The sequence below is a fragment of the Pseudomonas pharyngis genome (genome assembly GCF_021602345.1).
GTDB lineage: Bacteria > Pseudomonadota > Gammaproteobacteria > Pseudomonadales > Pseudomonadaceae > Aquipseudomonas > Aquipseudomonas pharyngis.
Genome location: NZ_BQID01000002.1, coordinates 16,535 through 34,588, shown reverse-complemented (window position 1 = coordinate 34,588; position 18,054 = coordinate 16,535). Strand labels below are relative to the sequence as shown.

Annotated in this window: 7 protein-coding genes; 3 read left to right on the top strand and 4 right to left on the bottom strand. The window is 61.5% G+C overall.

Features of this window, described 5'->3' with window-relative positions:
* Positions 1 to 2: 2 nt before the first annotated feature.
* Together L6D74_RS03805 and L6D74_RS03800 are read right to left on the bottom strand one after the other, a co-directional pair.
* On the bottom strand, positions 3 to 890 hold the full coding sequence (locus L6D74_RS03805; RefSeq protein WP_085610495.1) for a Dyp-type peroxidase: 888 nt from the start codon (positions 888 to 890) through the stop codon (positions 3 to 5).
* A gap of 268 nt (positions 891 to 1,158) precedes the next feature.
* Positions 1,159 to 2,196: an AraC family transcriptional regulator gene (locus L6D74_RS03800; protein ID WP_064597144.1), complete on the bottom strand. Its 1,038-nt coding sequence runs from the start codon at positions 2,194 to 2,196 to the stop codon at positions 1,159 to 1,161.
* 211 nt (positions 2,197 to 2,407) lie between these two features.
* On the opposite strand from L6D74_RS03800, the gene L6D74_RS03795 reads away from it, so the two are divergent.
* From L6D74_RS03795 to L6D74_RS03785, 3 genes are all read left to right on the top strand, one after another.
* Positions 2,408 to 3,355 (top strand): SphA family protein, encoded by a 948-nt coding sequence (locus L6D74_RS03795; protein ID WP_236187711.1) that lies wholly within the window; start codon positions 2,408 to 2,410, stop codon positions 3,353 to 3,355.
* Positions 3,356 to 3,608: 253 nt separating this feature from the next.
* Positions 3,609 to 3,803: a type II toxin-antitoxin system RelB family antitoxin gene (relB, locus tag L6D74_RS03790; RefSeq protein ID WP_064597149.1), complete on the top strand. Its 195-nt coding sequence runs from the start codon at positions 3,609 to 3,611 to the stop codon at positions 3,801 to 3,803.
* Positions 3,709 to 4,077, top strand: a complete 369-nt coding sequence (locus L6D74_RS03785) for a type II toxin-antitoxin system RelE/ParE family toxin (protein ID WP_373874451.1) — start codon at positions 3,709 to 3,711, stop codon at positions 4,075 to 4,077. The genes relB and L6D74_RS03785 overlap by 95 nt, the downstream gene beginning before the upstream one ends.
* A gap of 49 nt (positions 4,078 to 4,126) precedes the next feature.
* Here L6D74_RS03785 and L6D74_RS03780 read toward each other — a convergent pair whose 3' ends face one another.
* Positions 4,127 to 16,609 (bottom strand): filamentous haemagglutinin family protein, encoded by a 12,483-nt coding sequence (locus tag L6D74_RS03780; protein ID WP_236187710.1) that lies wholly within the window; start codon positions 16,607 to 16,609, stop codon positions 4,127 to 4,129.
* 189 nt (positions 16,610 to 16,798) lie between these two features.
* Positions 16,799 to 17,908: a substrate-binding domain-containing protein gene (locus tag L6D74_RS03775; RefSeq protein WP_085610499.1), complete on the bottom strand. Its 1,110-nt coding sequence runs from the start codon at positions 17,906 to 17,908 to the stop codon at positions 16,799 to 16,801.
* Positions 17,909 to 18,054: the final 146 nt, after the last annotated feature.

The window sequence follows — 18,054 nt, the reverse complement described above, 5'->3', positions numbered from 1 at the left end:
CCTCAGCCGATGCGCAGTGCGCGCAGGTCGAGGTGGCCGTTTTGCAGCGGCGGGCACCAGTAGTAGCCGCCGGTGATCGGCCGGCTGATGCGGTACAGACCGTCGGTGATGCCGTCTTCCAGACCGCTCATGCGCCGCAGTTGCGCTTCGAAGGCATCAAGGGAGAAGCCGAACGCGAGGAACATCAGGCCGGCGCGATCGCCTTCGATCCACGGCATCGAACGACGCACGACGAAGGCTTCCGGGGCGAAGCTTTCCTGGGCGGTGCGTTTGACGTGAGCGGACACCGGGGCGTCGTCGATCTCTTCGTTGTCGCTCAGGCGACGGCCCATGATGTTGTCCTTGTCTTCAGCGGACAGCGCATGGAATCCCTTGAGGTCGTGCTGCCACTGCTGGATCGCAGCGAAGCTGCCCCCGACCAGACCGTCAGCGCCTTCACTTTGCAGTGCGGCGGCGATGGCGGCTTCGTCATGGGGGTTTTCGGTGCCGTCTTCATAACCGGTGAGGTCATGGCCGTCCTTGTGGCGGAAAGCTTCCTGCATCTGCACCAGACGCAGCGCCGGGGCCAGGGCGGCCTCAAGCGCAGTGCTGCGGTTGAGCAGCTCGCCACGGTCGACGCCGTGCAGCCAAACCCACAGGGCGTGCTGGGTCGACGGGTTTTCCACGCCGACACCGGTCAGCGCCGGAAAGCTGCGCAGGCCGTCGACGTGCACATTCAGGGCCTTGGCCAGGGATTCACCGAAACCGACCACCGCCGACTTGCCATCCACCAGGTTCAGCAGGTTGTCGATCGCCTGCGGCAGCGCTTCAACCGACTCGAGAGCGAAAAACAGGTGACGTGCTTGCGGCGGAACAGGGGTGGCGAGAATGCCCGGCTGGTAGTAACTCATGTCGACTCCTTGGAAAGAGCGCGGAGTTTAACTGTAGGCGGAGGGTTTGTGTGGAGTTGAATGGCCTCAAAAGCGCCCCCTCACCCTAGCCCTCTCCCGGAGGGAGAGGGAACTGATTGGGGAAAATTGAGGAGGTACGCCGACCTGAACGAACGATGGTGAATCCATAATCGACACAGAATTTTCAGGTCGATGTATCGCGCAAGACAACTCGGTCGGCCCCCTCTCCCTCGGGGAGAGGGCTGGGGTGAGGGGTATCGGTCTCAAGTCAAATCACAGAACTCTCCATGCGCCACGCACTCGGACTCTTCCCCGTCCAACGCTTGAACGCCCGGCGAAAACTGCGCACATCGCTGTAGCCGACCTCCTCGGTAATCCGCTCGATCGGCATATCAGGATTGGCCAGCAAACTCATGGTGCGCGCCTGCCGCACCTGCTCCAGCAACGCTTCGAATGTCAGCGAGTGCTCAGTCAGCCGCCGGCGCAAAGTCCGGCTGCTCATGTTCAAGTCACCGGCAATCTTTTCAATGTGACTGCCCCGGCTCAGATCCCGGGCAATCGCCCGCTCCACAGCCTGGATCAGATCAAGTTTTTGATGAACCTGCGCCGCTTCCAGTTCCAGCAGTTTGACCGCCTGACGCAGCGCCAGCGAATGATGATTGGGCAGGTTCACATCCAGCCATTGCACGTCGATCAGCATCCGATTGTGCAGGCAACCGAAGCGCACCTCCGGCCCCAGCAGGCGCCGGTATTCATCAACGTAATCCGGCGCCGCGTGCATGAATTCCACGGCAATCGGCTTGAACGTCTCGCCCACCAGGGCCCGGCCATAGACCAGCAGGCTGGCGAAAAACTCTTCCACCGCAAACACCTGCACCTCGGCAAACGGCAGCCGGCATTCAACGTCGACGTAGACCTGATCGCCCACCACATCGACGCTGGAAACGACGATCCCGCCGGAGGTGTGCTGATGCCGAACCCCGATTTCGAACGCATCGCGCAAGGTCTTGCACAGCGACAGTACGTGCCCCAGCAAACCGAGCGTACCGAGCACGTTCTGCGCGCCCACCCACAGGCCCAGCCCCTGATTGGGCAAAGCTTTAAGCGCCCGCTGGATCATCGCCACGGCCTGGCGGTAGGAAATCCGCTGCGCCGGATCCTGCAGATCTTCGAAATCAAAACCCAGGCCACGGCACAGGCTCTGCGGCTCGACGCCCTTGTTGGCGGCGACTTCGGCCAGGGTTTGCAGGAGAAACGGCGACACCAGCGCCATTTCGAAGGTCGGGTCTTGGACTTTTACGTTCATGGGGGCTGACATTCCGGATCACGCTGAATTGTTATTTTTGTAACCGGTTATGTCGAAGGAAGTTAGCACAGGGTTGGCGGACTGTCCGCAGAAGTCCCCTTCCGTGTCCGCCAATACCCTGCCCTGTTGTGCGCCAAGGGCTTATTTCTATCGTGGCCGGGCACCCTGCGTGCCGGCGTTGCGCCCAAACACAATAATAATGAGGACGGACATGACCCCGAACCGCGCGACATTCCCTGTGCGACTGGCGCTGAGCCTGCTCGGCTGCGCCGCGACCCTGCCGGCGCTGGCCACCGAAGCCGGCGTCGACAACATCGGCCCCGGCACCGACGGCTTCTTCATGCTGCCGCTGGAAGTCGACAGCCTTCCGGAGAACATGGTCGCCTTCAACCTCTACTACAACCACTACAAGTCACGAAAGCTCAACATCAGTTCGCTCGGCGGCAAGGTGCCGAATGTCGAGATCGAATCCACCGCCGTCATCCCGCGCCTCGATTACCTGAGCCCGGTGCGGATTTTCGGCGGACGTCTGGCCGGTTACATCGCCCAGCCGTGGCTCAAGCAGGAAGTCTCGGTGTTCGGCCTGAGCGACACGCGTGAAGGCATGGGCGATACCACCATCGCGCCGATCATCCTGTGGGACATGGGCAAGGACCTGACCCTCGGCGCCGCCGTGGAAATCACCGTGCCCACCGGCGAATACAGCGTCGATCGCCTGGCCAACACCAGCAACAATTTCTACACCTACAAACCGCTGTTTTCCTTCACCTGGCTGCCGACCGAACGCACCGAGGTGTCGATGAAGACCACCTACAGCTTCAACGAGAAGAACAAGGACACCGACTACAAGTCCGGGCAGATCTTCCACTTCGATTACTCGGCCAGCTACAAGATCACCGACGACCTGATGCTCGGCATCAACGGCTATTACCTCAAGCAGACCACCGACGACAAACAGTTCGGCCACACCGTGCAATTCGCCGGCGAAGACGTGAATGACGGCGTGCGCGGCAAGGTCTTCGCCATCGGTCCGGCGCTGCACTTCACCTTCCTCAAGTACGCCAGCGCGGAGATCCGCTGGGCCAAGGAGTTCGACGTGGAGAACCGGCCGGAGGGGGAAATGCTGTGGGCGAAGGTGAGCATTCCGTATTCGTTCTGAGTGCATTTGTAGGAAGGTGCGCGCGGATTTGTAGGCTGAAAACCTGAAAAACAGAGGGTAGGAATAGGCCTACAGTGGCAGTCGAGATTGCCGGACAACGGGGGGAAACGTCCGGCAGATTTCAAAGGGGCGCTTGCAGATACTGGGCTTCGTTATCCCATGGTTCTTCAAGGGCTCATGGGGTACATCGTCTGCCAGTGACGACAATGGGCCATTCCCCCTTAAACTGCTGAAATTGATCACGGAGATCACTATGAGCATATTGCATTCCCCGTTTTACGCTGACTTCGAATCCGAAGAAGAGGCAGAGAGCTACGATCGCTGGTTTCGTGCGGAGGTACAGGATGCACTTGATGATCCAAGTCCTGGCATTCCCCATGATGAAGTTATGGCAATGCTCGACCAGATGCTGGAAGAGATGCGCAGGAAGCGCCGCTCTGCTGCTTGAATGGAGCAGCAAGTCCTCGCGTCAACTGGCTGATATCTTCAAATACATCGAGCAACACAACACCAACGCTTCAATTTCGCTAAGAAACAAGGTGGGTGCAGCAGCACAGCGACTTTCATCAATACCTTATGGTTACCGACCCGGCCGAGTACCTGGCACTCGCGAAATGGTGATTCATCCGAATTATCTGCTGGTCTATCGAGTGAATGGCCACATCAAAATACTGAGGGTGCTTCACGCCCGACAAAAATACCCTCCAACTTCATCAACCTAAAAAAAAGGGCGACCAAACGGCCGCCCGAAGCGTACTACACGAGAGTTCTTTACAACGTCAGCTGTCCCCGCTCCTCCTCGGTCAGCTGCTGTTTCGCCTGTTCATCCAGCGCCCCGGCGCCCAGCACCTGCACCGGGCTGTTGGGGTTGTAGCCGGGTGTCGGCGCGCGGCTGGCGCCGTCGCGGGTCGGGGCCAGTTGTTCGTTGCCGAAGCTCAGTACCTGCACGGTGAACACCGAGGCCTGGTTCTGGCGCGAGGCGGCCTGTTGTTGACGGGCGACGTCTTCCGCCGCCTGGGTTGCCGACGACGCAGCGGAGCTGGCCGAGGTGATCGCCCCGGTGTTGACCGCCGAAACCACCGGCACGCCGGTCGCCTTGCCCTGCACCGAGATGTTGGCGGCGTTGACCACCGTCAGCGCGGCGATGTTGACGTTGCCCGACACGCGAATCCCCGCCTCGCCCGCATCGATGGTGCCCAGCGGCGCGATCAGGTCGATGTCCCCCGGGGCCACTTCGGCAATCGGGTTGAGCGTGGCGATACCGGCGCCGGTGCTCGGCACCGATGGCGACAGGGTCACGTTGCCCCAGGTGTCGTACACGCGTTTCGGCGGGGTGTAGACCACGGTGGTTTTCGAGCCGCGACCGGCGTTGATGTCGCCCTCGGCAGACCAGCCGAGAATCGAGCCGCCGAACGTGGTCATGATCCGGCTCTGCCCCAGCAAAATACTGCCTTGGGAGTAAAGCTGAATGTTGCCCGAACCCTGAGTGATGATCCCTGCCGTGGACGGCGGCGCGGCACCCTCGATGCCGAACACCTGACCGCCGCCCGGCGTGAGCATCTGGATATCGCCACCGAACAGGGTCTTGACCCCGGCGCCACCGTAAAGGGTGATGTCGCCGTCATACCGGATCGGGTTTCCGGCCACGTCGGTGGTCGGGAACAGCGAAGCAATGGCGTTGCGACCACGCAGGTAACTGCCTTTGCGCGGGCCGTCGACATCGTTGTATTCCAGGCCGCCAGCACGCAATTCGGCGAAGTACACCTGGCGGGCGAAGATCGCTTGCTCAACGCTTGGCAATTCAGCGAAGAAGGCTTGCGCCTGTTCGGCGTTGCCGCTGAAGCCGTAGCCGAGGGTCAGCCAGCTCTGCAATTCGTCGAGGTAAGTCTTGACCACTTTGCCCGGTTGACCGTTGAGGGAAACGCTCGGATCGGCAAGGTTCTGCGGGTTCAGATAACGCGCGATGAACCGCGAATAATCCGGTCCTTGCGCACCCACGCCCGCCTGCATCACCACGCTGGCGCCGGGCCGCTTATCGCCTGCCACCAGCGATCCGAGGCTGGTGATGCTGGCGCGGTTTTCCATGAGGATGTTGCGCCCGGCATTGATATCGAGGACACCAGGACCGGCGATATCGAAGCTGCTGTAGAGAATGTCGCGACCGGCAGAAACGCGAGAAATGTCTCGTGGATCGTTATGGACAAACAGGTTGCCGGTGGACGTGATGTTCTCACGGTTGATGCCCATCTCTTCCGGCTGCACGGAGGTTGGCTGTCCAAGATTGGTTCCGGACGCGACGATGTCACGACCGGCGATCATCCAGACGGGGCCCGCGGCTTCGTACCAGGTACGTTTGGATGTTTCGAAATTCAAGGTCTCACCGGTGCGTATACCCACCAGATCACCGGTCAACGCATAAAAGCGTGCAGGCTGCTGCACATCGCTCAATCCCGAATAGCTGTCGGGACCGAATGCGAACAACGGATAACGCGTGTTTCCGTCCGGAACAACACCGTCGCGACTGTAATTGCTGGCCACCAGTGTGCCTTGCGAATTGGCATCAAAGCGATTGAACGCCGGATTGAATGGTGTCGCGATGGCTAAAGGACTGGCACCGGATTGATTGATCGCATAGCCACCTGCGTAGATCGAATCACCCGCCAACAATTCCAGCTGACCTGACTGCGATGGCGCCAGCAGCAACGAATAGGCTTTAAGCGGGTTGTTGCCAAGCCCGCCGTCAAAAGCGGCAGACGGACCGGCATAAATGGAACCCTGCCCCGCCACTGCCCGAAGGATGGAGGGATAGACGAATCGACCGTCCGTAGGCGAAGTGTTTCGCCCAAGGATCAGATTGTTGGAACCGTCGAACTCTGCGATCTGCGTACTGGGCGTGAGATTGCCACCCGCCGAAAACAAGTCGATTGCCGTATGGTCGGTCCACAACGAAAAACCACTCAGGATCCCGCCTCTATTGATGTCCCCATTGCTGTCGAAAACAGGGGTCGCGTTCTGCAGGCTCACTCGCCCCGGATCCCCAGCCCCGCCCAACACCAGATCGCCACGGGTGCTAAGGCTCATGCCCGAGTCACCGGGAATCAACACCAGGCCACCGGAAGCTTTGCTGAGCGTGGAAGTAAACGGATCGAAAGCGCGCGTCTCTCGCGGGTCATTGAATTGCGAGGCCGCGCCGTATTGCAGATCAATTCCGCCCACAGCCCCGCCACTCAATTGTGCCGCGCCGCGCAGGTTGATCAGTGCACCTTGCAGATCGTGGAATGGTCGCGCCGTGCCGGTATCACCCGCCCGGGCTTGCAGCGACGGGTTGAGCTGACCGCCAATGCGGATATCCATGTCACCGCCACCGGTCATCTGCACGCTACCATCGCTGCCGATTCTGCCTGTGCTGCCGACTGCCACGATCAGCCCTTGACTGCGCAGGTAATTGCGCGAATCGCCCATGGGCTTCAACAGGCCCGCGTCAGCCCCGGCGCGCAAACTGATGTTGCCGCCGCCAAGCGTACCAAAGCCGGTAAACCCCACCAGATATGGGTCGGTACTGGTTGCATTCGGTATCGGCTGAGTGATGTAACTGCCGAAGTTGATCCACCAGGCGGTTGGAACATCGGCACTCCCCGTCCCCTGGCGCCACACCCAGTTGCCGACGGCGACGCTGGCGATTTGGTCGCGGAAACCGCCGGACGTGGTTTGCTCCTTGTGCCCTACCGAATCGCCGGAAATCGATCCACCGGCATTGATTGTGAGGTTGCCGCCCAGCTGTGGATACCAGGCCTGATAAAGGCTGTCAGTGCCACCGTTGACCCATTTTTCGTAGTCGGCCCCCGTGCTGCCCAGAACCGAGTTGGTATCGGAAAGGTGCCCGCGTGGCTGGTTATAGAGCGGATCGACATTGGCCGACTGCGTCCCTGCGGTGTACACACCAAAAGGTGAGTCCATGCTCAGATTGCCCGCCGATATCAGGTCGAGATCGCCCGTCCCTGTGCGCAGCACACTGAACATCTGGGTGTGAGCCTTGGCGGATTTCTGCGGATTGTTTTCCAGGCACAACTCCGGCATCAGTTGGCAGAGGATCAGGTAGTCATCCGGAACGGGCTCGTAATCGGCGCCCATGCCACTGCCCGGTGCCCAGACCCAGCGTGCCATCGGCGCGCAATCGCCGGGACCGATCTCGCACAGAATCAGGTATTCCTCGGGGATCGGCTCATACGCGGGGAAGCCATACTGGTTGCCGACGGCCCAGACCAGTTTCGCGGCACCCTGAGTGACCGTCACGCCATAGTGAGTATCCGCCAGTCGCAAATTGCCTTCGCTGGTCACCGGTTTGACCATGCGGTTATCGGCGGCCTCAAGATCGGCACCGGCCACCACACGCATTGACCACGAAGCACTGCCCGACGGCAACATGCTCGCCACTGCCCAGTTCTTGCCCTGCTGCGTGCCGTTGAACGGGCGCAACTCGATCAGGGACGTACCGTCGGCCAGTTTCACGTCCGTCATTGACGGAATCAGCGACCCGCGCAACAAGGCCAGTGAACCGCTCAACAGAACGCCGTCAGTGTTGCCGGTGTCTGCATCGACAGTCCCGGGGAGCGGCACTCCTTTGGGCCAGGTCATCGCGTCCAGCGAGGTCGCCTTGTTCAGGCGAATGCCTGCACCCAGACGCGTAGTGGCTGGCAAGGTCACGCTGTCGCTGAGCAATGTTCCTGCGGCGTACAGCAAATTGCCGTTCTGGTCGTGAATCGCGCCAGCCAGCACCGTACCGGCGCTGAAGGTATAGGACTCTTTCAGGGTCACTTGACCTGGCAGCAACGTACCGCTGGCGAAGGTCGCACTCTGAATCGCCACGTCATAGTTCAGCGTTGCACCTACCGGGAACCTCGTACCCTCGGCCAGCGAAACACCGGTGCCCGGAACGATCAGATCGCCGCCGAACGGCTGCACACCGGCAATCAGTTTCCAGCCGGCATCATCGACGGTTTCAGGTGGCGGGGCGAAGCCGTCGTTGATGCTGCCGTAAATATCGAGGTTGCCGCCGGCACGGATCACCAGGCTGCCGGCCTCCCCTGAACCGTAAACGGCAGGGTTCAGCCGCGTGTGCGGATTGAGACTGGCGTAGCGATAGCCCGAAAGGTCCAGATCGCCCTCCACCACCAGATCACCGTCGGCAGTCTTGCTGGCGATTTCCACGCCCGGTCGCAGATGGAATGCATCGGCGTAGGTGGCGTTGTTCAGCCCGGCCAGTTTGCGTTGCAGCAGATCACTGTTGCCCAGCGCAGCGTTGATGAAGTTGTTGCTGTCACCGTGAATGCGATCGAGCATGGCTTGATCGATGACCTGATACGGCCGCCCGCTGACGGCCTGATCGACACCATCACGGGCATCGGTGTAACGGCGCATGCCATTGAGCCCGATAGAACGCGCGCCCTGAATGGTCAGCGCACCGCTGGCGTCGATGGCGATGTCATTGTTGCCCAGGCGTGGCGCGTTCAGCTCCAGCGTGCCGCGCAGCATTCCATCGTGTTGCCCTGCGAGGAAACCGGGCACGGCATCGGTGCCGTGGCGCAGGTCGATGCGCGCGCCGCTGCCCAGCGTGAGCAAGCCATCGCCGGAACCGAGTTCGACCGTGGCACGGTTCGGCGCATCGATGATCTTGCCGTAGCTGTCCACCCGCAGCACGCGACCATGGGCATCGAGCACGCTGTTACCCGCGAGGGTCAGACCGTTTTTCGCCGACAGACGAATGCTGCCGACACGTTCGCCGCTGGCATCGATCAGACCGGCCACCATCAGGCTGCCATTGTCCACCGACACATTGACCTCACCGGCCTTGAGACCGTCGCCGATCACCAGGTTGCCCTGCTTGAGCTGCAAGCTGCGGCTGCCGAACACCTGACCGGCGTTCAAGCGCTGGTTGAGCGCGGCAAACTGCTCGGAGGCGTCACCGTCCAGACGCTGCGCGCGAATGTCCACGCCCCCGGCCTTGTACGGCACCAACGTGCCCCCGGCGTCGTAGTAACCGCTGCTGCCGCCGACAATCTCGCCTTGCAGGTCGACCATCCCGGCTGCGTCCGCCAATGCGACGACGCTGAGATTGCCGGCCTGATTGTTCTGCGCCGACAGATCGATGCGCGAGCCCGCGGCCTGACGGATATTGCCGTTGGCGCTGTACAGCGAAACATCGCCGCCCCAGCTGTACTTGTTGACATCGTTGAACGGCAAGGTGCGCCCGGCCATATCCAGCATGGCTCCGCTGCCCAGGGTCAGATCGCCCTCGGACTTCACCGTCAGCTTGCCGCTGGCCAATGCGATACGGCTGTCGAGCACGATGTCGCGGGCTTCGAGGTTCAACTCCGCCCCCAGGGCATTGGCCACTCCGACAGCCCCGGCGCCACTGAGCGTCAGGCTGTTGCCGGCCTTGAGCAGACTGACCGATGCCGCTTCACCGGTCAGCAACGGTGTGCGCAGATTCAGATTGCCGCCACTGTAGGTGTAGCCTTTGACCGGGTCGTAAACGCCCTGCTCCTGATACACCGCCAGGCTGCCCTTGTGATTGGCGGTGATACGGTCGCTGGCACTCAGGTTCACGTTGGCAAAACCCAGCACCAGACGATTGTTCTGATCCAGACCATTGGGCTGTGGCATCGGCCCGTAACCCAACTCGATGCGTTGCGCCTGAATATCCAGCGTCCCCTTTCCGGTGCCGGCCCCCTCTTTGATCACCGTGCCCGGGTTTTGAGTGGCACCGTTCCAGATCAGATTGCTGGTACGGATGGTCGCCACATCACTGGCATCGCCCAAGCCGTAAATCGCAGGTGTCACGAGTAACAGATTCTGCAACTTGCTCTGACCGGTCTGCGGATCCAGCGTATCGAGGGTCACGCTGCCAAAGAAGTTGATTGCATCGCGAGCGGTCAGGCTCAGGGTTTCAAGGGCTGGCGCACCATACTGGGTATCGCCGCGTAACAGGCGGTCAAGCACAGTCGGGTTCAGTACCAGGCCATTGGGTACGCGGTTGCCTGCCGCCGCCAGCGACGCTGCATTACCGACATTCACCGCGCCAACGGCGAGCGCCAGATGTCGAGTACCGAAACGTACTGTCTCACCCAGCTCGAACTGATCGTTGGTGGCGGCGGTAATGCTGCCATTGGAATAAAGCAGCGCCGGATTGCTGCATGCGTCAGACGCACAGGTGCCGATACGAACGTTGCCGCCGCTGCCGAGGTCGGGTGCCAGCACATTGGTCCAGCCGTTGGACACCAACAACATGCTGGCGGCCCCCGGTTTATAGAGATAGCCGTCTGCGGAGTCATAAGCGACATTGCCGCGCCCCAGCGTATTGATGCCCGCCCCCGCCTCGACCGTTATCCCGCCGGCGCCCGATGTCGTGCGCAACAGCACTTCCGGCGCCGACAATACGGCCCCTTCGCGCAGAACGATGCTGGAGTTATCACCCAGGAAACTGATGAGATTACCTTCCACGGTGTACCGCACATTCGGCATTGCGCCGACGGTCAGACGTCCTGCATTCAGGTTGTTCAGGGTATCGGCATAGAGAGAGACGCCTTTGAAACCTTCCGTGGGTGCATGCCCTGCACCCAGGATTTCAAAATCTGCGCCGGCGTTGCCACTGCGTACCACCGCTGTGCCAACCCTGCCATTTTCGGCTGCCGCGAATAACGCGCTACCCGCGAACTGAAGCGCAATGTCTTGCTTGCCGCCAGCAACCAGACGCAAATCCAGTGTCTTGCCATCCATCGGTGCCAGCGCCCTTGGCACGCCACGGCGCGCGGCATCGCTCTGGATAAATGCAGTGAATCCGGTTTCGTTGTACTGCGAATAACGGCGCAACACATCAGCCGAAGTCAGAATGACCTGACTGGCCAGACTGTCGCGCAGGCCGGTATTGGCAATCGACATCTGTGCGTTGCTGGTCCACGAACCATTGCGCAATGTGCCCGTTGTCGTGCCTGGTGCGGCCTGACCATTGACCTCGACCCGGAACGCACCGGGCAACAGCGCGAAAGTAGAAGGCAACAGTGTGTAAGTGCCCGCCGGCAGCCCCGGCACACCAGCCCCCAGCGTGATTTGCTGGCCGATACGCGGGTCCACCGCACCGGCTTCGGCGAGCACGGGCGCGTAGATACTCTGATTGCCCGGGACAATGGCGTAGACCGGGTTGCTTGCCAGCCCCGGCAAGCTGAATGTACCGTCAGCGGCGTTGCGTACCAGCGGGTTGAAACGCGCATCGGTTGAGCCGCCACGCCCGGAAACGAAACCGGCGCCGCGCAGATCGCCACCGCCCGAAAGGTCAATCACCGCGCCGCTCTGTACGTCAATGAATTGCGAGCGGATTGCCACGCCTGTGTTCTCGCCCGTGATCCCCTCAAGGGCGACGGACTTGCCGTTGTAAAGGTAGTCGATGCCATCGGTGGTGCCACCATACGGCATCACCAGGCCGGCAGCGCTGACCGAGGTCAGGCTGCCGGGAAGCAGATGAACCTCGCGAGTCTGGGTCAACAGATCGTCACCCAGAGAAATCAGGCCCAGCGGTGCGCGAATCACCCCTCCCTGCTCGACGTACCCGCCATACAGACTCAACTTGCCGAACACCGAGTACGGCAATGCAACGGGCGCCGCACCCCGTCCGCTGATGCGCAACGTGTGCGCCGGCGCCGTAATCGAGCCCTGATAACCGACACGCACTTCAGCCTGGACGCCGCTGGCGGGATAAATCTGTGCAGCGCCAAGGCTCAAGTCACCCGGCGTCCACAGGCGGGTCTTCTCCGCGCCATCGGTCTGTGCCAGGAAACGCAGATCACCGCTGCTATCAAGCGATACCTCGCCAAAAGCCCGTCGGCTGTATTCAGCGGCAGGGCCGCTGACTTGCCGGATCACGCCCTGGGTACCGAACGACAGACCGTTGCTCAGATCCAGCAGATTCGCTGATGCGTTGAAGCTGGCCTCTGACAGTCGGGTCGTCGGATTGAGTGTTGCCTGAGGTCGAACCTTACCGACGATGCCGTAGTAAGTGCCGACTCCGGACAGGCGCAGATAGGGTGCGCTGACATTGACACGCGTTGCATCGTTCGACGACTCGGCCAGAGACAAGGCGCCCGCATACAGGCTCAGGCTCTGATTCATGTGCAGATTCACGTCACCGTCGAACGACAGCAGACCGTTGCTGAGCAGACTCAGGTTATCGAAACCACCACTCATCAAACCATCGGCACTCAAGCGCGCCTGCCCGTAGCGCAAACCGTCAGCGCTATGGCCGGGTTCCAGATTCGATCCCAATCGCTGATCAGCCGCGCCTTGAGCAATGATCATCTCCCTTGGCGCTCGCACCTTGTTGTCCGCAGAGTCCGCGTACAACGGTGATTCCAGGGCAATGTCCAGACGTCCTCCAGCGGCCCCGAGACCACCCGCCACCGCACGCAGACTGCCTTCGATGAACAGACCGTTGTAAGAACTCAGGCTGATGCGACCACCGTCAGTGGCGATGCGGATCGGACCCTGGCCGGCGATATCGAGCAACGCCTCTGCACCCGAGGCATCCAGCCGTGCGCCTGGTCGTACGATCACGTAAGCATCGGCAGCGGTGGCTGTGGCGAGTTTCGAGTCGATCTCGCCGCCGATGACGATGCTGCCGCCCTTGCCCACCTGACCATACGTGCGCCCCAGAACGTCCGTTGCGGTACTGACTTGGCCGGATACATCCAGCACGGCCTGTTCACCGATCCAGATCGAACGGTCATGGGCCTTCGGATCGGCAACCAGGATGGACGTCGCCGGCTTGATCGAGCCGAACTGTTGCTGGCGGATGTCAATCGTGCCCCCCCTTGCATACAGCTCACCATCGACGGTGATCTGCCCGGCGCCACGCAGTTTGATGCTTTGTCCCGGGTCGACGCTGATGCGCGAGCCACGGCCCAGCGTCAAGGTGCTGTTGGCGGCATCGATCAGGTCGTCCAATGTTGCGCCACCTTGCAACGTCAGGCTGGCACCGGCGCGCTGGGTCAGAACGCCCTTGGTCGGGTTTTCCTGGAACAGCGTCGCGGTCCACAGCTCCAGCGCCGTACGCGGATCAACGCCGCTGATCTCGTTCGGTGCCGCATCGCCGAAACGGTAGACCGGCATGGTCACGTCGATTGCGGTGCCTTCGGCAACTTCGAGTCCGCTCAGGCCGATCAGGTTATAGGCGGAGAATCCTTTGCCGAACAGATCCGCGGACAGTTGCAGGGTGTTGTCCGCCAGGGCTTTATCCGTTTGCCCGACGAGTATTTTGTTGGCCTGCACCGTCAGGGTGCCGCCGCCCGTGACGCCGTACCCGCGCAGTTCGCCATCGAGGTTCAGATGGGTTTTGCCTGGCGCGGAAATAGCGCTCGACTCCAGCGTCAGGTCGCCGCCCTTGCCGCCCCGGGTTTTGCCATTGGCAAGCACGGCACCACCGGAAGAGACATCGAGCAGGCTGCCGGCAGCGACGTCGATATCGCCGCTGCTGCGGACCGATATCAGGCCACCGTTCAGATACGCCAGGCTGGCGTTATCGTCCGGGTTGGTGCGCAGGTTGCTCCACAGGCCTCGTGTATCGAGAAGCACGCCCTCGGCGATGCGGGTTTGTGTCGCCTTGTCGGTTTTGGCCGCCAGGCGAGTGTCGGTGTTTGTACCGCCGTTGAACTGATTGAGTACGTTGCCCAGACGCAGGCTGCCACCGCGAGCAGTCAGGTCGGCGCCGACCTGCACATCCGGGGCGTACAGGGTGATGTCGCCACCGTTATCGACCGTGAGCGCGCCGTCAACGGCGATCTGATCCTTGGCCGAAACCTTGAGCGCACCCAGGCGGAATCCGTTGAGCTGATCGTTATCGAGATACAGCTTGCCCTTGCGGGCATCGGACACCGCGCCGGTCAATTCAAGATCGTTGCCGGCGACCGGGCGCGTGCCACCGATCTGCACCTGATCAAGCATTGGATTGAGGGTGTAGAGCAGGCCGTTCGATGCCGCGACAAAGGTCGGGTCGTAACTGCCGACAATCAATTGCGCACGCCGGGCCAGCGCGGTCTGGCTCTGCTGATAGCCGTCGAGCACCGGTTTCGGCGCCTGATTCTGCCGCTCGCCCTGGTACACATCACCGATCATCTGCCCGTCGAGCACGGCGCTGGCAGTGGAAATCACCAGTTGCCCGGCATCCCGGCCCACGGTGTAACCCGACTCGAAGCGCGAACGCGGAGCGATCAGCGGGTTGTAGAAGTAGCTGGTCTGGCCCCAGCGCTCGCTGTTGTCTTCATAACCTTTGTACAGCCCGGTGTAGAGCAGATCCCCCGGTGCACGGGAAACTTCGTACAAGCGCCCGTCTGCGCCACGCAGCCAGCTCTGGCGGATCTGCCCGCTCTGCACATCCAGGGTGCCGCCGGACAGGTTGATCAGCGAACCCTTTTCGGTGACCACGTCGTTGCCGGCGAAATTCACCACGCCACCTTGGGCCATCCACTCGCCGACGCTGTGCCCCTGGGTGCCGAGATAACCACCGACTTCCAACAGGCCACCGGCGGTGTACCAGCGATCCGTGGCATAGCCGTTGGTGCCGGCCGGCACATACACCAGCTCGCGAACATCGACCCAGATGTCGTTGCTGTTGAGCGCGCCCTTCTCGCGGTTGACCGACGCATCACGCTGCTCATTGCCCTGCACGTTGATCTTGATGCTGTTGTTTTCCATCGCCACCTTGACGCCGATGGCACCGGACACATCGATCATCGCGCCCTCACGCACCAGGCTGCGGCGCTGCGCGCTGACCGCGACCTGCCCGCCGGTGGCCAGGGTGATCGAGCCGTTCTGGAACTCGACGCTGCCGCCGCTCTGGATCTCGATGCGCGACTGGTCGCCACGGATCCGGTTGTTGGCCGTGACGCCCGTCAGCGCGGCCTGATGCTGGCTGTCGAGGGCGGTCATGTCGCTGCTGTCGAGCATGATCGCCGTGGCACTGCCCTGCCCCAGCGTCACGCTGCCGTTGGTATCGGAGATCGGGTTGGTGAGGTGAATCGTGCCCCGCGTCGCTACTGACGTACTGGCGAGCAATACGCCGTTTTGCACCACCTCATGACCGGTCAGGGTGATGTCGCCCGTAGCGGACTGGATCAATCCGTTGTTGCTGACCTTGCCCGCCACCGCACCGGCCTTGAATCCCGGAATCACTTCGCTGCCAAATGTGGTCGACAGCGCATTGCTTTCGGTGCCCGAGCCCTTGCGGATGTAGAAACGGTCACCGGCGGCCAGCACGGCCTGGCCCTTGGCAGTGTTGATGCTGCCGTCGTTCTGCACTTCGTTGCCGAGCAGCAGCGCATAGCCGCCGGCATCGGTGGAAGCCGACGGTTTATGGGTTTCAATCGAGGCACCGCGCTCCACCAGCACTTTGCCGGCCGCATCGGTGAAGGTCGGCTGACTGCCGGTGCTGTCGAAATACAGACCCCGATCACGGAACTGGATATCGGTGATGTTCGCCGCTGCCGCCACCAGGTTGCGCACGTTGACCTGACTGCTGCCGCTGAACACGATGCCGTTGCGGTTGATCAGCATCACCGTGCCGTTGCCCTTGATCTGGCCTTGAATCTGGCTGGCCCGGGCGTTCGGATCGTTGACCCGGTTGAGCACTGCCCAGTTCGACTGCTGCGCGAAATCGACCGTGGTGTTGCGACCGACGTTGAAGGTTTCCCAGTTGAGAATGGCCTTGTCGGCGGTCTGCTCGATCGTCACTGTGGTCTTGCCATCGACCTGGGTCTGCTGCGGGCCCTTCGCGTTCTGCCAGCCCTGGGTCAGGCTGTTGTCGACTTTCAGACCGCCTTCGCCCAGACCGTCCGGCACAAACTGCACCGAGCCCAACGCGGCGGCGCGCCCGGCCGCCTGCGCCGCCTGTTGCGCGGCAATCGCGGCGACCGTGTTGTTCAGGGTCTGAATCGAACGCTGCAACTGCGCATTGGCCTTCTGCTGCTGGGCCAGCGGCGGTGTCATTCCAGGCAAGCCACCCACGCTCGGACGCGCCGCCGCAGCCTGTTGCGCCGCGCCCTTGGCAGCAAACCAGCCCGAACTGAACGCCGTCTGCGCCTGCGCGCTGCCCGCCACCAGACACAACGCCACCGCGTGCGCCAACGGTTTGAGCAACCACAGCGCCGGCTCCATGGCTTCACGTTTGGAGGACAGAACGCTGGTACGACGACGGGATGGGCGAGCGAGCATCACTACGAGATCCTTTTTGATTGCCACACAAGGCCGCAGGCGTGCAAAAACCTGCTGTTACGTCATAGGCAGTTGGCGAGGGGCGCGACCGAACGGATGTCACACAAACTTCATGATTGAGGTGTATCCAGCCAAAAAAAATGGCGGCAACCCGAAGGTTGCCGCCATTTCTGTTACGACTGCGCGAGCTTACAAAGGACGACCGATGGTGTTGCACACGGTGGTGTTGTTGATGTCCAGGTTGTTGCCCGAGGTGTTGGTGATGAAGTTGGCGGTTACAGCGTTTTTCCAGGAATCAGGCACTGCGACGAACTTGTGAGCCTGAGTCGCGGCGTTGTTGCCCGGGATGCTGTAGTGCTTGGTCAGGAAGGCTTTGACGTCGGCGGCCACGGCTGCATCCTTGTAGCATTGACCGAAGATGAAGTTGGTGTAGGCAGCGAGCTTGTAACCCAGAGCCGGGTTGGCAACCACTGGCGACCAGTTGGCCGGGTTGGCAGCCTGGGCAGCGGTCGAAGGAGCGGTAACCGATGCCAGTGCCAGGTTGACGTTGGCCGAAGTCGGCTGAACACCGTTGACGCGGGCAACAACAGCGTTGCTGGTGGCATCTACACCGTCCGGACCGACGTAACCGATGGAGCCGTCAACTGCGTTCACGGCAGTGGCGACATCGGAAGTGTTGGCAACGCCGACCCAGTTCGAAGGCAGCGCGATGCCACCGATACGAGCGGCGGTGAAGGTGGTGCTGGTGGCGAACTGAGTCGGGCAGACGGCGTTCAGGTGACGGGTCAGGATTTCCGAAGTGCCGCTGGAAACGTTGCGATAAACAACGCGGATGGCGGTGGTGTCGGAAGTGCCCAGTACAGCACCCCAAGTGGTTTTGGCGCCGGAGAACACGTCGCACAGTTGAGCGCTGGTCAGGTTCAGAGCGGTCTGACCGGCTTTTTTGTAAGGGATGGCAACCGAAGTGGCAACCGAAGGCAGTTGAATCAGCGGGCCGAACGAAGCGCCGTAGGTGCTGCTGTAGGTGCTGAGTTCCGAAGCGCTGAGGATCGAGTCGCTACCGGCGAAGTGCACAGTGCCAGTGGTGCTGAAGCCAGCCGGGTTGTTGGTCAGGAAAGCGGTCTTGCCACCGCCGCTGCCGATGGCAGCGTAGCTGAAGTTGGCTGGCAGGATGCTGTCGGACGAACCTTTGTACAGAGCGGCTGGCAGGGTTGCACCACCACCGGTAACGGCCATGGCTTGAGCGGAAGCCAGAGCGGCAACGGTCAGGGAAGCTGCGATCAGAGTGCGCTTGAACATGAAGAATCTCCTTTTCAACGTTGGTTGTGAACACAGGTTTTCAGGGGTCTTGCATGACGCTGGGAGGACTCACCGCTGACCTTCGCAAGCGGGGTCCGGGGTTAAGTCGCACTGAGAAATTCGCAGTTTCCGGTGACAGATAAAGG